We start from the raw sequence: 22,708 nt of genomic DNA, 5'->3' as shown, positions 1-22,708 counted from the left end.
GTAGTAAGATGAGTACTTTCTCCAAGGTTTTAGGTATCTTATGGGTTATATATCTTTGGTTTGCCCTGGGATTCCTGGCCCTTGTGTCATTGGTGTTATGTATTTTTGGACCCTGGCCGTGGGGTGCACTGTTTTTCATTGCCGGTCCCATCACTGTCATAGCTATGGACGCCGCGCACGATGAAAGCGTCGTAGGTAAAGCCAATGGCGGTCCCTTCCATCTTTTCTGCCAAGTTATTTTTTCTATCAGCCTGGCAGGTTTGATTATCTTGACGGCTCTGACCGCTTTCGGGGTACTTCATAGTGAAATTCAAGGATTCTGGTCACCGGAGACGAACTTTGCTTCCTGGTACCTTGTTGGAGGGTTGTTCATCGTTTTCTTCTTTGCTCAGCCTACTGAGCCTAACGACGATATTCCCGACCTGCAACGCATGGAACAGATGAACAGATACTCAACCCGTGCGGGCGTTATATCAGCGGCTATTTTCACGGTTCTATGCCTCATGGTTCCCCTGACCAGTTTCATGACCTCCGGCTACGATCCGGCAGCTCTGGCGGTTGCACTCTTCCTAACCCCGGGGTTCCTGCGTATTGTGCGTGAAGGCCTCTTCTACCTGCAAGGCACCCGCCTTGAGGAGGGGTCGGAGGGGTACCGTACCCTGCGTGTCGTGTGCATTGGCGTGGCTGGCCTGGCCGCGTGTATTGCGCTCGGGTACGTGGGTTATTCGCTGGTCCGCCTGGAGTTGCTGCCTGCGTTGTTCTTTGCGGCGTCGGTGGCGATGAATGCGTGGTCGGTGAAGAAGTATGTCACTGTGGGTATCGCTATCCCTGAGAAGGAGGCTGAGGAGGACCCGGAGGCTGAACCTGTAGCCGGCTAAATAGAATGTAAGAAGCCCTTGGGCTTGAGAGATTTCCTCTCAACCCAAGGGCTTTCTGCGTACCAGCGGCAGCTTATCTGAGTGCCACCATCACCCGCCGGTGAATGGTCGCCTGGTCTTTACCCGAGCCTCGCACCGAGTTAACCTTCTGGCTGATTAGCCCATAGGCCATCATATTGCTCTATATTTTTGCTTATCAGAGCTTTCAAGCACATAGAGTATCCTTGGGAAGGTACGTCACCTGCCGGTGGTGCACTTGCGGATATCCACCAACCACACGAAACGAGAACCCGCCATGCGTACTTTCCTCATCATCCTCTGGGGCGTTGATGCGTTTGGTGCTCCCGTGGTGACCGTTGAGTCCTACGACCGTTTGGGCCGTCTGGTCCGTCAGCGCCGTGAATTTGGCGCTCAGATTCCGGAGTCTTTCCGCACAGCCTACATGGACGAGACCGGCGGCTACGAGCTGTCCTACGCTTACGACGCTGATGGTCTGCGCACTGAGTTTGTGCACCCCCTGGGGTCGAGCGCTTATGTGTATGATGCTGCTGGCCGCATGGTCAAGCAGACTGACATTACCGCGTACCGTCTGGATGGAACCGCCGTTACCTCTGAGTCTCGTGTGGAGTCTTCCTTCGAGTACAACGCGGTAGATGCGCTGGTGCGTGCACAGGTGTCTGACCTGGCAGGCACCTGGGTTCGTGAGTTTGGTTACCGTGGTGCGCACATGACCTCTGTGACCGAGCAGCCCGCTGTGGCAGACTCGGCTGTGGCAGACTCTTCTGAGGCTCTGCACACTGAGATTATTCGTGATGATTTGGGTCGTATTAGCGGTGTGGATTCGCCCGCTGGTCTGGTCATGTACACCTACACTGACGCACAGATGCTCTCTTCTGCCGTTCGCGGTACCGAGACTCTGCGTTGGACCTATGATGCTGCTGGTGCGCTGGTGCGTGTTGAGTACTTTGATAGCGCTCAGCCTGAGAATGCTTGGGTGAAGGTGCTGGTCACTGATGAGGGTGCCCGTGTTCGTGCAGTATGCCTCTACAGTGTGCAGGATGAGGCGAAGACCGACTCCCAGTCGGCTGAGTTTGCCTCTGCTGTTGAGGATGCTCAGGCGTGGCTTCCGCAGTGCCCGGAGTCTGTGGAACTTGAGGGCGTCACTTTGGTGCCGGTCTCGACGAGCGTGTTCTCGTATGACGGTAACGATTCGCGTCTTCTGCAGGTTTCTTCGGATGGTTCTGGCTCGTCCCTGACCTATGGTGCGGCCGGGTTTGTGAACTCGGTGGCCTCGTGGGGTTCTGCTGACGATTCTGCTGTGTCCTTCTCGCTGCTGTGTGCATCTACTGATGGTCGTGTGCTTGCTGCCGGTGGTGTGCCTGCTGGTGTACCCGAGTTTGGCGTACCCTCAACCGGTGCTGGTGCCGCTGCTGGTTCTGTGGCTGGTTTTGCTGCTTCGGTGATGCACCCGCTGGTGTGGGATGAGAATTCGTTTGTTCCGCGTGTGCTGGGTGTGGCTGGCTCGTCGATGCCTTCTGTGGGTTCGTTGGTGCCTGGTGCCGGTTCTGGTGCCGGTCTGCTGGATCCGTATGGTTGGGCTTCTTTGGGTGTTGCTGCCCCTGCTGTGCCTTCTGCTCAGGGTGCTCCTGCTGGTGGTGTGCCTGTGTTGCCGGATTCGCTGGTTGGTGTTTCTGCGGCTTCGGGTGTGGTGCTGGGTTCTACTGGTTTTGAGGTGCTTGGTGCCCGCGTGGTGGATTCGCGTGTGGCTCGCTTTACGGCACCTGATCCCCTGAGCGCACCGGTGGGTGCTGGTTGGGGTGCTGATCCGTTCTCGCTGGTGGGTGGTAACCCGGTTTCTTTGGTGGATCCGTGGGGTTTGTCGCCGGTGTCGGTGGAGGACTTTGAGAAGTATCGTGAGCAGAAAGCGTCTTCTGGCATCACCGGTTGGGTAAAGAACAACTGGGAGTACGTGGCTGGCGGTGCGATGGTCATTGCTGGTGCTGTGATTGGTGCTGTTGGTGCTGGTTTGGGCCCTTTGGGCGGTGCCGCGTTTGGTGCTGCATCAGGTGCTTTGATGGGTGCTGGCATGTCAGTGATTGAGGATAAAGCTAAGGGTAAACCTGTCGATTGGTCGAAGGCTGGTAGAGAAGCCGTGAAGGGAGGTATTACCGGTGCTGTGACTGGTGCTCTTACTGGTGGTTTGGGTAATTTGAAAAAAATAGCTGATGCTGCATCAAAGATGACTAAGATAGAGAAGGCAGCTGAAGCTGCTAAGGCTACTAGGCTTGCCCAAAAAGCGGCGGAAGCAGGTGCTCTTGCATCGAAATGGCATAAGGTAAAGACTGCTGTAGCTACGCAGGGCAGGAATATTGGTGCTTCGATGAAGGAATCAAAGATTGCAGAGGACATGATAAAAGATACGCTGTCCGGCGGCCTAAACAATGTGATGGGATATTATATGGACGATACTGTGAAGGATAAGAGTGTCATGGGGGGCATCGGGATGTTTATTTCTGGTGCCGGAGCTTCTGCAATCGGTTCTCGGTATAGTGGAGGTTTAAAGACTGGTATGGGGGTTTCGGGATATAGTGGAGATATTGCTCGTGTAGGTATCCGAGGTCGTGCTACAGATGTGTTTACCGGTGCTGTACAGATGTGTTTACCGGTGCTGTTGCAGATACAGGTGGTGGCTTTATTAAGACTAGTGTTCAGTACACTACTGATAAAGCTGTCCTGGGGCGGCAACTAGACTGGGATGAATATATCGACAAAGTTGCTACAGGTGCTATAAAGGATTTCTCGAAGTCTTCGGTAAAGGGAGCTGTAAAGATGGATGCAGGCGTTGCGGGTAAGTATCGAGATAGGGTTGCTTATCCTATGTATCAGGTTGCGGAAGCGGTTCAGAATCCTGTGGGCGCGGTGAATCAAATGATTAATAATATGTTTTCTACCAGTGTTATCATGAAAGCAATTAAATAGTTTTGAAGTGGTTGAAGAGGAAGATTCGCCCAGAATTAAGAGTTTTTATTGAGTGTGTTCTCGGTATGGTAATAGTGTTTGCTTTTATGTACTATACGACACACAGCGAAGATAAAAATTCGTATTCTGTGTGTACTGTAAAATCGGTTAGAGTGGAGATCGTTGGGGGTCAGGTATCAAACATGACTGACGGTTCTCCCAAAGGTGTTTTCGAGACGATTGAATGTGGCGTTGTTGAAATGTATGTCGCGCCGGAGGGTAAAAATATTCCGGGGTATGTTTCTGAAATTCAAGTGGGGAAGAAATATAAGATGTATAAAACATTGAGCACGAGAAATGATGATAAAGACTTTAACACTCTTCGCCTCGAAGAAATAAAAGAATAACCACCGTTCAGTCAATAAATAATCGTATAGAGAAAGCCTCTGGGCTGAGAGATTACCTCTCAGCCCAGGGGCTTTCTGCATACCAGGAGCTGCTCGCCTGAGCACTACCGTTAGCGGGTGATAATCGCGAAGTCGCTGCTGGACAAGTTCGTGAAATTACCAATCTGCGCATTCACACGGCACTTAGACGTCACCGACAGCGCCGTCACCACCCGCTGATCCTCAGACACCAACACATGCCCCGAACAACCATCCGAAAAACTAATCAACTGAGCATCCGGAGAAATCGCCTGAACCAGCGTCGAAAACTCACCCGTACGCGGCAAAACCATCAACGGATTCAACTCATCCGCACCACTGGGCCACACCGGAACCACCGTCACAGGCAAAACACTCTGATTCACCACACGAGAAGGAACCCGCAACTCAATCGAACGCAAACGCTGAATCGGGTACGCCGTCGAACGAACCTCCCTGTCAGAAATAGCCTTCAACGTCTCAGAATCAATACGGTTCACCCACTCCTCAAAAGCACGCGAATCCTTAAACTCAGCAGACACATTCGCCCGAACCTGCACCACACCATTAGCCGGGATACTCACCCCAGACAGATTCCACGAACACGGAACATCCACCGCAGTCACACTCGACTGATTCTTCGACACACCAGAAGACGCCTGGCCGGCGTCCCACGTCACCGAAGCACACGAACCACCCTCAACGCCGGGAAGCACCTGCAAAATATCGCCCCGAAGAGCCGACTTCTGCGAGGAAAACTCAAAAGTCAGGCGGGCACTCTTATCCCGCGGGTTATACGTACCCTCAATACGGGTACCCAAACCACTCGGCAAAGACGCCGAACTACGGCTCGAAGCAGACCACGACTCAGCCGTCTTAGACGAACCCTTACCGCCGCTCAAACCCACAAAAGCGAGCACACCCACAAGAATCAAAGAACCCAGGATGGCGCCCCACACCAGCGGGCGGCGCAACGGCGAACGGGCAGGCTCCTCATCCTCAACAACCTCATCAGGCACATATACCGGCTGCTCCACCACAAAAGGAGCGCGGATAACCGTCTCATTCTGCGCCTGACCCAGCGACGGCATACCCGCACCATACAGCTCCGTAACATTCTGCCCAGGCACCGCAGAAACCGCAGGCTCAGCACCATGAACCACCGTAGGCGTGTACCCCACAGCACCCGAAGACACCTCAACCCACCGAGGAAGCACCGTATCAGCAGCGAAACCCTCAGCCAAAAGACGTAGCTTAGCGGCAGCCTCAGCCGCACCAGGACGCTGAACCGGGTTCTCCGCCAACATCCCGTGGAGCACCTCAGCCACCTCAGCCGGAATCTGCGGCGACACCTGCACCGCACCACCACGCGCCGGAAGAGGATGCGCCGCCACCAACAACTCATGAAGAGTCACAGCGCACGCATAAACATCAACCGCCGGAGTAGCCACACCATGCGCAGAACGCTCCGGAGCCATATACCCCGGAGTACCAGAAAACGAACGAGAAGCCCCCGAACCCGCAGAGCCAGTAAAAGAAGCAATACCGAAATCAGCCACACGAACCTGCTGATCCAGAGACTCCCCCAAAACACCGCTCAGCAGAACATTCTCCGGCTTAATATCCAGATGCATCACGCCCTGACGGTGAGCAAACTCCACCGCATTCAGAACCTGCACCATCAGACTCAACGCCAAACGAACCGGCAACGGACCCTCAGAATCCAGCTTCTGACGCAACGAACCGCCATGCTGAAACTCCATCACCAGAGCCAGCACGCCACCCTCAACCACCATGTCCGTCAACGGCACAATATGAGGATGCGACAGCGCCAACAACACCGAACGCTCACGCACAAAAGACTCAAGAACCACAGGGTTCTCCGCAAGCTCCGGGCGTAGAATCTTCGCCGCATACAGAGCCCACGAGCCGCTCATCGTAGCAGCCCACACCTCACCGACTGCACCAGAACCCACCCGGCGCACCAAACGATACGAAGAGCCAAGGGGAGCGCCCGCAACCAAGCCCCCCGCAGGCTGACCAGCAGCCTGCGGGGCAGGATGAGCATCACGACGCTCCGAGCCGGAGTACTGCGGCGAACCAGCAGGTACAGTCACGGGCTAACTCCTTAACATCAACTTCACAACAAGCAGGAAGACTCCCCAGACGGGGCGACCCCTACAGCAAAACGGTCGGTAAAGTTACACGATACCTCACCACACGCCAGACAAGCCCTACAGCCCGCCACGGTGCTGAGAATCCTCAGGGCTCATCAGCTGCACCAGAACCGGCGACCCAGCAAGGAACGCATAGCCACGACCAACGCTCAGCTGAACCGGGGCGCGCCTCGGAATAGAACCGAACATGTCCATATCCGTATCAACATTCGGCTGAACCACAGCACCAGTGCGGAACTTACGAATAGCCTTCGTCCAATGGCTATACAAAGGACGCAAATCAGTCGGCTTACCCGTAGCAATAATGTGAACGTCCGGGAAGTCACCCTTCACAATCGCATCAAAAACGTTCATCGGGTCATCCACACGGTCACCGTCATCAATCAGCAATAGCACCGGGCCCGCGGCATCCTGCAACGCCGCCTGCACCTGAGCAGAAGCATTCTTGCTCTCAAACACCCGGTCAAAAACGCCCTCCGGCGCATTCACCAGACCGGAACGCTGATCGAAGACAGCCCAAACCTCCGGAACCTCAGCGGCATCCATGCGTGCGTTCTCTGCCGCGATAGCGTCACCAGATGCCAACGCAGCAGATACCGACTGCTCCGCCGCAACCCTCGCCCGAGAAACCAGACGAGCAAACGCAACCAGCAGAGAAGACTTACCCGAACGCGGATTACCCGCAACCATGGCGTGCTCACCCTCGTACAGCTCGAAAGCGCACGCCTCCAACGTAGCCTCCGCAATACCCACAGGGATACGCCACAGGCTCGGAGAAAACTCGGCAGCAGGCATGCTCTCCCACGAAACCCACGTCGGCAGCTGACCAATCACGTCGCGCTTAGCAGGAGCCTGCGGGAAACGCTCACGAATCATAGAGACAGCCTCCTCCACGCCAACAGCGGGAGTAGCCACCTGCATCTGACGCAGACGCTTCGGATCAACACAACGCCCAGGAACTGCAGCCGGAACATTCGTGCCGCGAATACCATGCGAGGAATAATCGTGAATATCGCTCAGCTGGAAGAACCACGTCTGCAACGAAGCATCAAGAATCTGCGAGGGAATATTCTTCGCGCGGCTCGTCGACACCACGCAGTGAATACCAACAGCAGGACCATCCGCATACACGCGGTAGAAATTCGCCAACAAATCCATGCTCACAGCATCAGAGAACTCATCACGCAGCGTCGCAAAACCATCCAAAACAATGAAAAGAGGCTTACGGCGTGCCGCGTCAGCACGGCGAGCATCAAGCTCCGACTTCACAAAACGCAAGAAGCGAGCCTGACGTTCCCTAGCGCCCTGACCGGTACCCACAGCAGAAACAACATGCGGCAAAGAACCTAATGGCAACAAGCCATCAGCGCCCATATCCACCAGAACAATATCGATGTCCTCCGGCGAATAATGCTGAGCCAAACCTAGCACCACCGACTGAATCGTCGTAGTCGTACCACTACCTGCAACACCCACCAACAGCAGGTTGCTCATCTCAATATTCCAGCCCATAGGCACCTGACGCTGTAGCTCAGGCTTATCACCCAAAGTGCACATCAGAACACCGTCCCGGACACCACCCACAGTGGGAAGATCCGGGTCAGGGAAGCCACGCACACCAAAATCAACCAAATCAACATACGAACCCAACGGCTCAGGCCACACCTTACGAGGAGCAACCGCACCACGAGCCGCGTGCGCCGCCACAACAGCGTCAATCAGCAAATCCAGGTCATTCGCATCACTCGACGACACCTTCGGGCGCGCACGCTCTGAACGAGGAATACCGATACTATCGGTCGCGCGAACCTCCAGAGAAGTCACCACCTCAGTGCCACTCTGACCCGTCACCAGGGCAGTCTGCACCGGCGAAATATCATTCTGGCCCAGCTTCACATAGGCGCGACCCATCTGCGAACGCGAAATCTCCGAAGCATCCGGAACACCAATCACGTTCGAAGAATCCTCACGGCTCTGCACACGCAACGCCACACGCAAATTCGTATTCGCCAGAATGTCATCATTCACCACACCGGCAGGACGCTGAGTCGCCAAAATCATGTGCACACCCAGGGTACGACCCACCGCACCAATGCTCACCAGCGACGACAGGACATCAGGGAAGTCCTTCGCCAGCATCGCAAACTCGTCAATCACCAGCAGCAGGCGAGGCATCGGCTCCGGCGGGTTCGTCGCCAAATAATCCTTAATGTTGTCCACACCCTCGCCAGCAGCCGCAAACAGGCGCTGACGACGGTCCATCTCCGCCTCCAACGACTCAATAGCGCGGTGAGCCAACTGAGCATCCAAGTTACTCAAAGTACCAATCGTATGCGGCAGACGCTCACACGTCTTAAACGCCGCACCACCCTTAAAGTCAACCAGAATAAAGTTCAAACGGCTCGGATCATGGTGAGCAGCCAAACCCGCCACCAACGAACGCAAAAACTCACTCTTACCCGAACCAGTGGTACCACCCACCAGGCCGTGAGGACCGTCCTTCACCAAATCCAGCGTGAACGCGCCAGAGTCGCCCACACCAATCTCAGTACTGAAACCATTAGCCTGCGACCAAAACGCCTCAATATCCTCAGCACCCGGAGGGGTCGGCAAACCAACCAGTTCAGGCAGCTTCACCAGCTGAGGCAAACCGCCGCCCAGAAGCAGACGCTCAGGGTCCTCATGATGCGCCAGAGTACGCGCCACATGAAGAGCATCCTCAGCGCTCACACCGGCGAGCACACCGTCAGTGACCGTGTAACGGCGGCGAGGCTCCGAATAGGTCATAGAAGCCTCCTCACCAATCTCCACGACCGAAGTACACGACGCAGGAAGACGGTCAACAGAAGAAGCCAACACAATACCGGCAACACGGCGAGCACCCGCAGCAGCAGTCTTATTCGCCATCAGACGCACTTCATCGCCATACGCCAAAAGGTCGCGTGCCGGCGACTCACGGCCCTCAGTGAGGGTATCCGAATCAACGACCACGCACAGGCCGCGGGTCGGAAGAGACTCAATGTCGTTGTATAGAGAGCGCAGCATCTGATCCGACTGCTCCTTACCAGAAGCAAACCAACGCATCTGCTGGTTCTGCGCCATATGCATGTGAGGAAGCCACGACGTCCACACCCAGTCCTGCGAGCGCGCCGAATCAGCACAGACCGCAATCGTCATATCAGCAGGACCCGTGTGGGTCGCCGCCTGCAGCACCAGGCTACGCGCCAAGGCAAGAGACTGCTCACGCGGACCCACAATACCGATAGCGCCGCCCTCACGCAGGTCAGCAACCAGCGGGGCATCCCACAGAGTATTGTGCTCAAGAATATGCTGAACCTCAGGCTCAGGATTGCTCGGCTTCGTCAGCTCAGGAGCCCAATGAATATGCCCAGTACCCACATGGAAAGTCAACAGGTCAGGGCTGGTGCTCCGGCGACGCCACAGCGTCATTGCAGGAAGAAGCGCCCGCAGCTGAACGGCATCCGGTGCCGGGGCAAGGTCGTGAAGACGTTCAATTTCCTCACGGTTACTCAGAGCGATACGTTCCTTGAACTTCTCCATTTCCTGCTCAAAACGCACACGCTCCTTCACCTTATCCTTAGCGTGACGACGTTTCTGCTCCACCCACATACCAATACTCAGAATGGGGCTGAGCATCGCGAAAAGGGCGTAACGAATCTCCTGCATAATGGCGACCATTGCCGCCGCCATAATAATCGGGCCCACCGCCATCGCAATATTGAACTTCGGCGGGTCAGAGACGTTCTTGCGGGTAGGTGCCTCCACCTTATCCGGGGCGCTCAACGCACCCTGACGCGGTGGACGGTTAAACGGTGCAGTACCCGACGCACTCACATTCGGGGCGCTACCGGGGCGAGGCGCAGCCTTCTCCTGAGGAGCAGGCTGCAGAGTCAGAACACAATCCCCAACATGGATAGTGGTGCTCTCAGAAACAGTCAGACCCTCCTCAGGAATTTTCTGACCGTCCACAAAACTACCGTTCGTAGAACCCGGGTCAGTGATGCGCACCTTCTGAGTGTTTGTCGACTCATCATGAACCACCTGCAGGTGCAGATGCTCCCACGACGCGCTCGCCGTGGGCAGCACAATATCGGCGTACGGGGAACGACCCGCCACCAGAGGACGCGAAGAAGGGATAGGGTGCGGCAGGGTAACCGTCGAACCGCCGCTCAAGCAGACGCTCCAGCCCCGCACCAGGGAAGGGTAGGAGAGCGGTGCCCTAGAGATGCGCATACCCTCCATCGGCTTGACCTCCGCCAGGGTGGAGGATGCCGTCACCGGGCGGTTATCGCAATACAGCGGCTCGTCGGCAGGCAGAGAGGGGCCACCGGTCGCCTGGATGAGATCAGCGATGGTCGTCTCAGGCTGCCAGGAGTCTAGTTCATAGCTCCCGTTATGCTCTTCAAGATCAAGGAAAAAGCGCATAAGGTGTTCTCCAAAATAGATAAATCGTGAGCCCCGCTGGTGGACGGACTAGAAGTAATACCCGAAAGCCGGGGTGTGATGGGCTGACTCTGTACGGATTAGGCTTCGCTCGGAAAAGCTAGTCGCGAGATTCTGAGGTGAACGTGCGAAGCATCCACACCGGCGGATTCACCACATCCGTTGAGGAAGAGCCGCCCTGAATCATCGAAGCTTCCGCGGTCGGGTAAAGAAGGCCCACCTGACCGCCCGCGGCGTAAGAAGACGAAAAATCCAACGGATACGCGACCGTAGAATCTTTAGCGTCCAAACGAAGGGTTCCTAGAACCCGTCGAACCGCCTCGGGAGTGTATTCACGAACCTGGCTCGTGGCATACGCAAAAGCCAAAAGCGCGTTATGGGAGGGAGCATCCGCCCACGCTGCCGATTTCGAGAACGACTGTTCGCCTGACAAATCCTTGAGCGAAGAATCGTTCTTCATACGCTCAACCGTCGACACAAATGCCGAAGAAGCACGACCGGCATCATCAGCACTCAACGCCGCAGCACGTGCCTGCACACGCCCCACAACGCGAATATTGTCAGTCAAGGAACCGCCGTTCTCCAGAAGAAGGCGTGTAAACGGCTCCGTCAAAGCTTCCTCACCCGCAATCACCGGAGAAGTAATGCCCGCCCTCTGAAGAGAACGAAGCACCTTCGCCTGAGTCGACGCCGAACCCGTCAAAACCAGAACAGGAGAAGAGCCCGAAGACTTATCCCCCAGAAGGCGCGTCAGCTCCTTGAGAGTGTCCTTCATGCTGTCTTCATCAGCAGAAACCTGAACGCGGTTCGTATAGGGAAGGTCCGGCGCAGAGCCCTCACCCGCATCCAGCAGGATAGTGCGCACACCATCAAGCTGTTGCGAAGAACCCGTGCTGGATACACCGGCAAGCGAACGAATAGCAGTCGTATAGACCTGCTTCTCCTGCTCAGGATCCAGAGCAAAACTCCATACCCCATCGCCAGTATCTACCCGGTCATACGCCTCAATCACCGCAACATTGCGTTCCTTAGCGGCAGCCGTAGCACCCCGAAGATGCTCACCCCGAGAAGCAAGCACAATACCCAAAGCACCCTCAGAAGAGAGCTTCTCTACCGCCTCACGGGCACCCTGCTCCGTTCCTTTATCGTTCGCATAAAGAACCTTCACAGAAGACTTACCCAAAGCCAGACGGTACTGCGCAACACGAGCACCCTGAGCATTCAGACGCCACGCAGACCCCTCAGCATCATCACCAAAAGTAGTAACAACACCAATAACAGGCTCACGACCAGACGCAGGAAGAGAAATAGCCTGCTGAACCGTCACCGCAGACGCAGGGTTCGTACCCGTACCAAGCGGCAAAGGCTGAGGAGTCACAGCGCGCACGCCATACCAGATCCCCACCACCGCAAGGCTAAACAGCACACACAGACTGACACACCACACCACGGTGCGCTGAGTGAGCCGCCTGCCCTCGCGGCGGTGAGGACCTGAATCAGAGCCCAAATGAGGGGAAAACCCCACGGCTAATCACCAATCTGGAAGGTGTACACCGTCTTCACCTCTGCACTGCCAGCATTCGACAGGTGGAAGGTCGGCAGCGAACGCAGACGCTGTAGGGACGCCTTGAACTGCGCCTGACGCTTCTGCAGAGCAGCAATATCCTCAGAACGGAGGTTCGTGTAACCCTGAGCATTCTGCATCGCCAAAGCAAGCTGGTAATCAGCCGCACCAGCCTTCGCGCTATTGCTCTTGAGCGCACCCAAGAGACCAGCGCCCTCAGCGTTGCTATCGCCCAAATCGAGCATGAGCTTCGACAGGTCGTTATTCAGCTGAACGGATGCACCAGCCAAATCTCGGGTGGCGTTCTCAGCGCGGGTGCTCAGAGCAACCAGAGAACGCTCAGTCACCGAATCCAGAGACTGACGCAGGCCCTCAATACGATCATTCATATCCTTGTGCTGAACCTCGATGGATTCACCAGCCACCTGAACCACAGTATTCGCGGTATCAGTAATGCCAGCAACCGAAGCGGAGAACGCCTCCTTAGCAGCCGAAGCGCTAGAAGAACCATCGCTCGAAACCTTACGAATCTCCTCGCTAATCATGCTCGTCAGGCTCTCACGAGTCTCATTGGCAGATTCCTTGAACGCTTCCTTAATAGCGGTGGAGAGGTCAGCCTGCATGTTCGTCATATCCTCCAGGTTCTTACCCAAAGCGTTGACGGCATCCGAAGCTGAATGGATACGATCACGCAGAGAAACCTTAGCCTCCTCAGTAGGCTCTTCCTTCTTCTCCGCGTCCTGGTTCTGCGCGTTTGCGGCATCGTTCAGGGTCTTCTCAACTTCGCCCAGGGCACCATCTACCGCGTTCACAGCATCGTTAAGGTCCTTGGCGTCGCGAGCCAGACCCTCCTTGGGGTCATCCATCGAAGTAGCGGCAAGAACCTCATCCCACGCAGCTGCCGCGGCAGCAATACGCTGCTCCATCGGAGTACGTGCGGCAGGGGTATTCGACGTGTAGGTACGCTCGTTCGCGTTCTCCACCGTAATGACGCGAGTATTACCTTCCGTAGCAGTAGGCTCGGCGGAAGGTGCCTCAGAGGACGGAGCGGCGGAAGGTACCTCAATCTTCTTCGACGGCTCTGCGGAAGGAGTTGCAGAAGCAGACTCAGACGGCGCAGGGCTAGGAGCCTCAGACGGCGCCTCAGAAGACGGGGAAGCAGACGGCGAAGCCGCGCCACCACAAGAAGAAGCCGTCAGGTATCCACGCAGATGCTCCACCTGCTCAGCAGACAGAGAACCGCCACGCTCAGTAGACAGAGCACAAAGCTGCTCCGCCAGTTCCTTATTCTGAGCGCTCATAGAACCAGAACCGTCCACCAGCTCCGCACGAGCAGAAGCCGCACGAGAATGAACGTTCTTGATGCTCTCAATCAGACGGCTCGACGTTTCCTTCATCTGATTCACGCTCTGACGAGCCGCACTAACCTTCTCACTCAAAGAACGCACAGCATCAGCATCAAGAGAAGACGGGTCCTTCTCCACCTGCTCAACAAGCTCATCCATCTGACGCTTCAACGCCGAATAGTTGTTGTTCGCACCCTTCAAATACTCCGGCTGCAGGTGATCCACAATCTTCTCACCGGTAGCAACCAGTGCAATCAGAGAGCTCTGCACCGTCACCGACGCACCGAACAGGGCACAGGTCACCGAACCGTTAGAAGAACAAGTCTCAGCGGTCGGGTGTTCCGGACCGACAATCTCACGAATCGAAGCCGTAAGATCCTGCTGGCAGTCCGAACTTGCCTCCGCATACGCATTCAGAACAGCAGACAGCTGAACCAAGTTACCGTACACGCTACGGCTACTTGCACCCTCCTCACGATGCACAACACAACGACCGCCGCTATGTGAAACAGACACATTGGGGCGAGCCGTCGTATCACCCAGCATCGAGTGAAGAGCAGCAACAGTACGCTCCAACTGAGAAATCAGCTGAGAATTATTAGTACGCGAAGCCTCAGAAAGATCCTTCTGCAGGCTCTCAATATTCGCCTGCAGACCCTGCATAGTCTTCGTCAACGATTCATTCTGAGTCTTCAGATGCTCGGCAGTGTCCTTACCCAAGGTCGCAGACGTATCATCCAGGCTCTGACGCACCTGAGCAACCTGCGAACTAGCGCTAGTCAACGTCGTATTAACCTCGTTGACCGTATCAATAGTGCGCTGCAGAAGCGCCACCTGAGACGCATCCTGAGAGGTGAAACCATTAGTAATGATTCCCGCACCAGACAAATCAGAAGCAAAACCAGGCTGCACCGAAATATTGAAGGTAGGCGCACTAAAATCCTTCGCCTTGACCTTCAACACAAAAGAAGAGGAACTACCAGTCACCGGAGGCGCGGAAATAGCACCCCACTGAACAACAGCCTTACCTTCATCATTGGTGCTCACCACACCATTCGTCGACGAATCAGCAGCGTCAGGGGTCGTAATAACCTGAGTAGGAGAACCCGAAAGAACAGTAGAAGCAGCAATAGAGAACGGAGTACCAACCGGTGCAGGGCTAGTACGGCTAGTACCGGATGCATCATAGGTGACGTCCTCGGTCTTCACCGTCAGGTTCTCGACCGTAACCTTAATCGTGATTTCGCCGCTGTAGCCGTTCAAATCATTCAGGTTAGTGCCGCTACCGCGCTCAGTAGAATACTGCAGGCTCACACGCACAGGAAGGTCATTAACGACGTCCTTCGGCTTGAACTGCACATTGCTCGAGGAGCTCGTACGATCCTTGTCATTGACGTAAATGTTGGTCGACTCAATCGACGAAACCTCGCCGTCACGACCCATCTGAATATTCACGTTCTGCAGAACATTAGTAGCGTTCTCTACCTGGCGGGGACTCTGAGAAGTAACAGTACCCTTATCGGAAGGGGCACTGTTATTGTTCGTGCCCGTGGAGCAGGAAGAGAAAATAAGTGCCGTCGTGACACCCAAAATCAAAGGGAAGCGGAGTAGACGCTGACGCGCTGTGGTGTGGTTGGTCATGATGATCTTTTCGTTGAGTTATATACCGTGCAGACACACAACAGCGGCAAGTCTGAAACGCCACTGTATAGTGCCCACCTGAGTGGAAAGGGTCAGGGGCAAAGCCGGAAAGAGAAAAAGCCCCGTACCACTTTATCAGTCCAATATGGGAAGGTTGATATTTTTTCCTCCTAGTCGGTGCCTCATCAGGATATTCAATTCAACCTTGAGGTGATAGTTAAAGGTATTTTTCATTTCGTTTCAACCTAGTGCACTTACCGAACTCTGTTCGACATAGAAAAACCCCGCGGCTGAGGTCATCTCTCAACCCGTGGGGTTCCACGGTTTAGCTTGCTGCAGGTTCAGCCTCCGGGTCCTCCTCATCTTCCTTCTCGGGGATAGCGACACCCACGGTCATGTACCTCTTCACCAGCAGGTACGAGGCGATCACCGGCACCACGTACACTAGCGACAACCCGCTACCGGACTGCACAACATCCACGGCAAGACGGGCCGCCGCCAAACATCCACCCAAACCCACCAGGGCTACGCAGAAGCCACGCAACACGCCATACCCGGCAGTGCCCTCCTCAAAGGTCGACGCCCACAGCTTGAACAGGGAGCGGCGCACAAAAATCAGGAAGACCGGCACCAGGCACAGCACCACCGAAACACCCACAGGCTCATAACCGGCAGTAGCGAACGAAACCACCGGAATCAGCAGGCAGAAGAGCGCCATCAGGGCACTCACACCCAGCACCACCAGGCGTACGTACCGGTTGATGCGCTCCATGCGTCGCAGGTTAGGGATCTCCTCGTTCGGCGCCGCGGCGTTGTAGAAGAACAGCAGAAGAACCAGCGCGGACACCGCCACATACCAGGGCGCGAAATTGATGCCGCCCGCCTGCGGGGTGAGGGCAACCTGCGGGACACCCGCCAGGGAGAGAGCAGCGAGCAGAACAATCGCGGCAACGCAGAGCGTGCCCACCGTCAGCAGAAAGTAGTGGTACGCGCCGCCGTTCTTGGTGTTTTTCACGCACTGCTCACGAGTGCCGTCAATCGTCACGACGGAAAACAGCATTATCGAGATGGGGATGATGCTCCACGCGTATTCACCCGTCATGACGGGGACGAGCGTGAGAAGAACGGATATAGAGAAAAGAATCCACAGGCATACTCGCTGCAGGGTCGGTGAGGAGGCGAGGGCCTCTCCAAAAAAGCCGATGATAAAGTCGCCGATAAAGCTCACGGTGGATTCCTTTCTGCGGGGGTGGGGTTACTCTTTGATCTCTTCAAAGCGGAGGACGCTGAAGTCGAATTCGTCGTTGCGGGTATCGAAGGACTTGTACGCCCTATATTTCTTGCCCGTCTCAAAGTTCTGGAGGTATTTGCGGATGGGTATACCATCAGGGGATTTGCTTGATGTGATGATTCCGCACTCTTCCGTCTCGAATTCGCCGGAGGTCCAGTAGGGGTCCTCATGTTCAACGATTTCGACGGAGGTGACAGTGCAGATAGCGGATTCATTGCTCGGGTTGTAGCTGGTCATAAAATGTAAGGACGCAAGGAACCCTAGCATGACTGCCACGAATATGATGACGTCGCGTGCATCCCACGCAGCTTTTGCCTTTTTGTGAAGATACTCTTTGAAGTCGATTTTATTCTTCTTTTTCTTGGTGTATCTCTTTTTGAGGGTCTTTTTTATAGCCCCAGTTTCGGTAATGTAATTCGCCTCTGGGTAATTCTTTTTCTTCGAGGTGTTCCTTTTCTTTGAAACATTCTTTTTCCTCGGGGAGTTCTTTTTCACTGCTTTTCACCTTCTTTCTGGGCTGCAGGCTGTTACTCTGTGATTTCTTCAAAGCGGGTCGTCTCAAAATCTCGTTCCTTTTCAGGAGATGAGTTTGCGACATGGAATAGGTATTTTTTACCAGGCTTGACGGTCTCAACATACTCGGGAATCTTGCGGCCTTCCGGAGGTACGTACATCGTGAGAGTGCCGCATTCTTCTGTCTCAAAAATACCTTTGGGTCTAATATCGTTCATGCCACTTACTGTGCCGCCGCGCTCTTTCGTATATGCCTTAGTTACGGTGCAGGTAGCGGTGATACCGTCACTGTCATCACGTAAGTCTTTAGGGACAACAAAGAACACGTACCAAAGAATGATGAATGAAATAATGAGTGCCACTCTTTGGCGGCGCTTGTAATTAATTTCCATCGGTTTGCCTCTTGTAGATAGTTAGCTTTCCTTGCTAGGTTTCTAGGCTTTCGTTGCCTTTTTACGCTTCGCTGCTTACTTCGGCTGTGCTCATAGTATGTACGTCCTTGTGCGGTAGCGGTTGGTGAATCAGGCCCGCCCCGGTGAGGTGGCGGGCACATCCTTAGCCTATCGCACCGTATCTGACCAGAAGGTTAACTCGATGCGATGCTCGGGTGAAGACTGAGCAACCATTCATCAGAGGGGTGGGATCCGTGCGTGACCACCCAATTTCCTCGGCTACCCTGAGAACAAACCCGCTGACTTCCGCACCGCTACCGGAAAACAGCAAATCACCGATAGATAGAAAGGCTGGTAAGCCATCATGGTCAACACCATCATGCTTATTTTCTGGGGCATATACGTAGCCGTTGTCGGATACAAAGTACTCCGAGCTGTCATCACCTACGAGATGAACCGGCACAAAGACAAGAAACTACTCGCTGAAGGTATCTACGTCGTTCGCCTGAACCGTTTTGAAGTCGCCTTCTGGTCAGTGGTAGCTCTCATGTTCCCAGTCCCTATGTTCATCATGCATATAGGGATGGACCTGGGCTTTCACTGGTTCGACATCGCAGCTTTCATCATCTCGCCCTTCTTCACGAGGGGTCTTCCTGGCATCCGCTACTGGTACGTTACGGTCTCCTTGGATGGTGTGGAACAGGTAGGCGACCCCTTCTACCCATTTACTGCAATCGACAGAGTGGTGTGCAAGGACAATTCGGATCGTGAGCGTGCAGCGTCCCTTCATTTCTACACAAAATCCGGTGATGAGATTGTGACGCTCCAGCCCATCTACGGTAACTATCGCCTACCGGCTATTACTCGTTTCAGGATTGAGAAGAAACGCTGGCCGGACATGCACAACCCCTCAGATCGTGCCCTGGTGGATGGGTGGACTAACCGTGAGTCCATTGTTTATTACTACTTGAGGCTGCAGGAGGCCTCTGGTCTGGCAGATAGTAAGAAGTCGGCTAAGGAGAAATAGACTACGAATGCCGTATAGAAAGCCCTGGGTGGTGCGAGTTTTCAACTCGCACCACCCAGGGCTTTATTTTTAGCTCATGAGCTGGTTATTCTTTGATTTCTTCAAAGCGGGTTGTACTAAAATCTCGTTCCTTTTTTGTGGATGAATTTAATACGTGGAATAGGTATTTTTTACCCGGCTGAGCAGTTTTAACGTATGCGGGGATTTTCCAGCCTTCTGGAGCCTCGTACATTGACAAAGTGCCGCACTCTTCTGTTTCGAAGACGCCCACCGGGGCATTATCATTCAGCTCGCCTATCGTGCCGCCTCGAGGCCTGGTGTATGCCTTCGTTACGGTGCAAGTAGCAGTGATGCCATCACTGTCGTCACGCAATTCATATGGAAAGCGTACGAGGATATAAATGAGAATTGCTACGATACTTGTCATTATTATGATATTGCTTGGACGCCTTTCACCGAAGAATCCTTCGGAGAAGCCTTTTATGAAATCTTTTATGCAATCTATAATAAACATATTGGAAAACTCTCTTTAGAGGTATTTGGGTCGGGGTATAGATTGTGGGGTTGGATAAATCTATGTATAATCCGCCCCTTGGAATTACTATTCCTTAATCTCTTCAAAGCGGGTTGTATCAAAATCTCGTTCCTTTTTAAGAGATGAGTTTGCGACGTGGAACAGGTATTTTTTGCCAGGCTTGACGGTCTCAACGTACTCGGGAATCTTTCGACCTTCCGGCGGCACAATCATCGTGAGAGTGCCGCATTCTTCTGTCTCAAAAACACCTTTGGGCCTAGTATCATTCATGCCGCTTACTGTTCCGCCAATCTCTTTTGTATATGCCTTAGTTACGGTGCAGGTGGCGGTGATTCCGTCACTGTCATCACGTGAGTATTTAGGGAAAACGAAGAACATGTACCAAAGAATTATGAATGAAATAATGAGTGCCACTCTTTGGCGGCGTTTGTAATTAATTTCCATCGGTTTACCCCTTCTAGATAGTTAGCTTTCCTTGCTGGATTTCTAGGCTTTCTTTGCCTCACGCGCCTGCTGACGTTCCAACCTACGCGCCTCATTACGCGCAGCCCTACGGCGGCGACGCTGACGCTCACTCTTCGTCACACCCACCACATACTTCGTCTCACACAAGTCATAAAACTGGGCATAAATATCGCGCGAAGAACCATACATCCCCACCACACTCATCACATCCAGGCCGTCTTCTTCCGCCCAGCGCCCGTGATCGTCACGGTACAGCACCTGCGCCATCAGAATCGTCGCATCGAACTGATACGGGTCAAAGCTGCAAGTACGCTTACCCATCTCAGTGCTACCAATACGCAAGAACCCGTTCTTGCCGTTGTTCTCCACATGGGCAAACGTGATGGAGGGGTAGGTGAAAGTGCGTTCCTTCCACCGCCAATTACGCCACCGCACGTGGTCCTCACGCAACTCGAGGTAGAAGGCGTAGCAGTGGTTCAGAGGAATAGCACCCAGCAGGCCTATGCCTAAGACACCAATCAGGAAAGCGGCAATGACCACCCCCGCTTGTGACTCATCCGCGAGGCCTTCGTGTGTCCCTGTCGAAAAGAGAAATATCGGCGCACCAACAAACCCAAGGATAGATACAAGCCAGAAGAAAATAAACGCCGCAATGGGTCTTTTCTGCCTTTTGTTTAGGGTGGGTTTGCCGAGCTTAATACGGATACCCGGTATCAGGGCGACGATAAGTCCTGCGAGGGCTCCGTCTTCTGCTGCGCTCATGGTGTGTACGTCCTTGTGCGGTAGTGGTTGGTGAATCACACCCGCCCCGGTGAGGTGGCGGGCACATCCTTAGCCTATCGCACCCAATCTAGACGGGAGGTTAACTCGACGCAATGCTCCGGTGAAGACTCGGCAACCACTGCGCAGATAGCCCAAATCCGTGCCTAACCACCAGATTTCCTCGGCTACTCTGAGAACGAACCCGCACCCTTCGCACCGTTGCCGGAAAGCTACGGGTCACCGATAAACAGAAAGGGTAGTTGACCACCATGATGATGAACTACACCACGATTGCCCTCTGGGGCCTAGTAAATGTTCTACAGGCGTATAAGATGTTCCGGTCCATCATTGTCTACGAAATCAACCGCCGCCGAGACAAGAAGCTGTACGCCAAAAATATTTACATTACTCGAGGCGACCGCCTTGGAATAATTGCGCTTACCGTCGCGCTTCTTATAATCCCTGCTGTGATGTTTATGTTGCATTTGCTGAACGATGTAGGATTCCATTTTCTAGATATCGGAGTTTTCCTTCTCATCTGTACTCTTCTGTACTTCTTCAATGAAGCTACTGGGTCTTACACCAAAATTTCGCCCGAAGGAGTCGAAGAGGACGACGGGCACGACAATAAAACCTTCTACCCGCTTAACGCGATTGATAAGGTCACGTATAGGGAGAGTTACGACAGTGAAAGCCCAGACTCTGTCTCCTTCGAAACAAAATCGGGTAAGCATATTGCGCGTTTCGGGCCCATCTATGATGGCTACCCCCTTCTCGCAATGACCCGATTCAAGATGGAAAACGACCGATGGCCAGACATGAACAACCCCGAAGAAGTCGCCCAGGTCAAGGCGTGGATGAACTGGAACTCGACCATCCCGCACATCAAGGACAAGGAAATTTCGGGCCTCGCCGAAGTAGACATGTAGCCTGCAATTTAGGCTGTTTTCAGCCCGTATTGAGTGCGTGCCCGGCGTGTTTCTCAACCAATATTTCCGCAATTTTTCTGCCGGAAAAACGTGGACTAGCTCGCATGATCTAACCCTCAACTAGAAGGTGCACTCTGCACGTAAAAACATTAACGTTGAGGCATACAATAAGAAATGGTTAATGCACAGCCGCACGCCGTGCACACGCCACGTCACTTCACAGAAACACCGACCCCGAAAGGCACATCATGGCCACCAAGAAGCCCGCACGCCTTACCCGCCGCGCAGCACTCGCCGCCGCAGGCGCAGGCGCAGCAACCGCTCTCGGCGCACTGTTCACCCCCGCACAGGCAACCACCTATCGCCCCACCGTGCGCCGCACCCCCTACAACCGCTACTACTCCGACCGTTACGGCCGCCGCACCCGCGTCGTCATCAGCGACTACTACGGCAGCTCCTACAGCCACTACTACTATTACGGTGGCTAAAGAATCCCAAGCCCAATAAACATATACTGGAAGACGGCACTACATTCGTGTGGTGCCGTCTTCCCGTTAGATGCCGCAGGCATCACCCGCACCACGGTGCGGAAAACACACCACAGATAGAGAGAAAAATGAAGAACGTAACCCGCCGATCCGCCCTCGGCCTGTTTGTCGCTGCCGGTGGCGCAACCCTCCTGGCTGCATGCGGTTCGCAGTCTCAGGCATCCAGCGGCTCTGCATCTGCATCCGGTAGCGCTTCTACCTCGGACGCCGAAGTTAACAACGCACGTGCCGACTACTCCGGTCCTGCTGTCCTGGACGGTTACACCTCCAAGCCTGCTGACTACCAGCTGGCAACCCGCACCGAGCCGGCCAAGAACGTGCCCGTGCCGACCAAGCCCGCCGTCGCTAACGAGAACAGCGTGGAGGGCCTGTACCAGTCCATCGCGTTCTTCGGCGCAGCCATGGAATACTACATGCGTACCGGTAAGACCGAGCCCCTGCGTGAAAGCGCTATGGACAAGAGCGAACTCAAGTCAATGCTCGAGCCGGAAGACGGCACCCTCGGCGAAAAGCTGGTCAAGGGCGAAGTCTGGATGCACGACCCGACCGTCACCATCACCCTGCTCTCCGCACAGCCCACCCGCGATGGTAAGGCATACACCTGGAATGCTCGCTTCACCCTTACCCGCGGCGAATTCATGGCATCTAAGGATAAGGTTCTGGAGGTCCCCGAAAGCGGTCGTGAGAACGTCAACGAGCGTACCCTGCGCGGTGTTTACGAGAACGGTGCGTGGAAGCTGACTGGCATGAAGTCTGAATCTGAGGCTTCTGCATCGGCTTCTGCTTCCTAAAA

General features: G+C 54.5%; 19 protein-coding genes. 8 read left to right on the top strand and 11 right to left on the bottom strand.

Going from position 1 to position 22,708, the window contains the following annotated elements; genetic code table 11:
• Positions 1 to 95: 95 nt before the first annotated feature.
• Positions 96 to 302 carry a hypothetical protein gene (locus tag RM6536_RS09005; protein WP_145974238.1) on the bottom strand — a complete coding sequence of 69 codons (207 nt, stop codon included), beginning with the start codon at positions 300 to 302 and terminating at the stop codon, positions 96 to 98.
• Between the two features lie 63 nt (positions 303 to 365).
• Here RM6536_RS09005 and RM6536_RS09000 point away from each other — a divergent pair, with 63 nt between their 5' ends.
• From RM6536_RS09000 to RM6536_RS08990, 4 genes are all read left to right on the top strand, one after another.
• A complete protein-coding gene (locus RM6536_RS09000) occupies positions 366 to 878 on the top strand; it encodes a hypothetical protein (protein ID WP_145974237.1) in 513 nt (170 codons plus the stop codon).
• 295 nt (positions 879 to 1,173) lie between these two features.
• Positions 1,174 to 3,627, top strand: coding sequence for an RHS repeat protein (locus RM6536_RS03510; protein WP_231917993.1), 2,454 nt, complete (start codon positions 1,174 to 1,176; stop codon positions 3,625 to 3,627).
• Positions 3,628 to 3,707: 80 nt separating this feature from the next.
• A complete protein-coding gene (locus RM6536_RS09070) occupies positions 3,708 to 3,857 on the top strand; it encodes a hypothetical protein (RefSeq protein ID WP_171840171.1) in 150 nt (49 codons plus the stop codon).
• A 182-nt stretch (positions 3,858 to 4,039) separates the two neighbouring features.
• A complete protein-coding gene (locus tag RM6536_RS08990; protein WP_141754828.1) occupies positions 4,040 to 4,243 on the top strand; it encodes a hypothetical protein in 204 nt (67 codons plus the stop codon).
• 110 nt (positions 4,244 to 4,353) lie between these two features.
• Here the strand turns inward: RM6536_RS08990 and RM6536_RS03500 are convergent, their stop codons facing one another.
• The 7 genes from RM6536_RS03500 to RM6536_RS03470 all read right to left on the bottom strand — a co-directional run bounded on the left by RM6536_RS03500 (position 4,354) and on the right by RM6536_RS03470 (position 17,649).
• Positions 4,354 to 6,378, bottom strand: coding sequence for a serine/threonine-protein kinase (locus tag RM6536_RS03500; protein WP_060824067.1), 2,025 nt, complete (start codon positions 6,376 to 6,378; stop codon positions 4,354 to 4,356).
• A gap of 117 nt (positions 6,379 to 6,495) precedes the next feature.
• Positions 6,496 to 10,884 (bottom strand): FtsK/SpoIIIE domain-containing protein, encoded by a 4,389-nt coding sequence (locus RM6536_RS03495; RefSeq protein WP_060824066.1) that lies wholly within the window; start codon positions 10,882 to 10,884, stop codon positions 6,496 to 6,498.
• Between the two features lie 118 nt (positions 10,885 to 11,002).
• The gene (locus RM6536_RS03490; RefSeq protein WP_231917992.1) at positions 11,003 to 12,280 is read right to left on the bottom strand and encodes a molecular chaperone Hsp90; all 1,278 of its coding nucleotides are present in this window, start codon (positions 12,278 to 12,280) and stop codon (positions 11,003 to 11,005) included.
• A 149-nt stretch (positions 12,281 to 12,429) separates the two neighbouring features.
• On the bottom strand, positions 12,430 to 15,453 hold the full coding sequence (locus RM6536_RS03485; protein WP_060824064.1) for a hypothetical protein: 3,024 nt from the start codon (positions 15,451 to 15,453) through the stop codon (positions 12,430 to 12,432).
• Between the two features lie 325 nt (positions 15,454 to 15,778).
• The gene (locus RM6536_RS03480) at positions 15,779 to 16,681 is read right to left on the bottom strand and encodes a hypothetical protein (protein WP_060824063.1); all 903 of its coding nucleotides are present in this window, start codon (positions 16,679 to 16,681) and stop codon (positions 15,779 to 15,781) included.
• A 27-nt stretch (positions 16,682 to 16,708) separates the two neighbouring features.
• Positions 16,709 to 17,239 carry a hypothetical protein gene (locus RM6536_RS03475; protein ID WP_060824062.1) on the bottom strand — a complete coding sequence of 177 codons (531 nt, stop codon included), beginning with the start codon at positions 17,237 to 17,239 and terminating at the stop codon, positions 16,709 to 16,711.
• Positions 17,240 to 17,271: 32 nt separating this feature from the next.
• Positions 17,272 to 17,649 (bottom strand): hypothetical protein, encoded by a 378-nt coding sequence (locus RM6536_RS03470; protein ID WP_060824061.1) that lies wholly within the window; start codon positions 17,647 to 17,649, stop codon positions 17,272 to 17,274.
• Positions 17,650 to 18,013: 364 nt separating this feature from the next.
• On the opposite strand from RM6536_RS03470, the gene RM6536_RS03465 reads away from it, so the two are divergent.
• Positions 18,014 to 18,676, top strand: a complete 663-nt coding sequence (locus RM6536_RS03465) for a hypothetical protein (RefSeq protein WP_060824060.1) — start codon at positions 18,014 to 18,016, stop codon at positions 18,674 to 18,676.
• A gap of 85 nt (positions 18,677 to 18,761) precedes the next feature.
• On the opposite strand, the gene RM6536_RS03460 is transcribed toward RM6536_RS03465, so the two are convergent.
• From RM6536_RS03460 to RM6536_RS03450, 3 genes are all read right to left on the bottom strand, one after another.
• Positions 18,762 to 19,190, bottom strand: a complete 429-nt coding sequence (locus RM6536_RS03460) for a hypothetical protein (RefSeq protein WP_060824059.1) — start codon at positions 19,188 to 19,190, stop codon at positions 18,762 to 18,764.
• 87 nt (positions 19,191 to 19,277) lie between these two features.
• On the bottom strand, positions 19,278 to 19,655 hold the full coding sequence (locus tag RM6536_RS03455) for a hypothetical protein (protein WP_060824058.1): 378 nt from the start codon (positions 19,653 to 19,655) through the stop codon (positions 19,278 to 19,280).
• Positions 19,656 to 19,697: 42 nt separating this feature from the next.
• Positions 19,698 to 20,438, bottom strand: coding sequence for a hypothetical protein (locus RM6536_RS03450; RefSeq protein WP_060824057.1), 741 nt, complete (start codon positions 20,436 to 20,438; stop codon positions 19,698 to 19,700).
• A gap of 269 nt (positions 20,439 to 20,707) precedes the next feature.
• On the opposite strand from RM6536_RS03450, the gene RM6536_RS03445 reads away from it, so the two are divergent.
• From RM6536_RS03445 to RM6536_RS03435, 3 genes are all read left to right on the top strand, one after another.
• Complete coding sequence (locus tag RM6536_RS03445; RefSeq protein ID WP_060824882.1) at positions 20,708 to 21,367, top strand: hypothetical protein; 660 nt, start codon at positions 20,708 to 20,710, stop codon at positions 21,365 to 21,367.
• Between the two features lie 248 nt (positions 21,368 to 21,615).
• Positions 21,616 to 21,855: a hypothetical protein gene (locus RM6536_RS03440; RefSeq protein ID WP_060824056.1), complete on the top strand. Its 240-nt coding sequence runs from the start codon at positions 21,616 to 21,618 to the stop codon at positions 21,853 to 21,855.
• A 128-nt stretch (positions 21,856 to 21,983) separates the two neighbouring features.
• Entirely contained in the window at positions 21,984 to 22,706 is a 723-nt protein-coding gene (locus tag RM6536_RS03435) for a DUF6318 family protein (protein ID WP_049327859.1), read from the top strand.
• Positions 22,707 to 22,708: the final 2 nt, after the last annotated feature.

Origin of the sequence: Rothia mucilaginosa (genome assembly GCF_001548235.1) — a bacterium.
Lineage (GTDB): Bacteria > Actinomycetota > Actinomycetes > Actinomycetales > Micrococcaceae > Rothia > Rothia mucilaginosa_B.
Note: the sequence above shows the minus strand (reverse complement) of the source record. Positions and strands in the feature narration are given on the sequence as shown.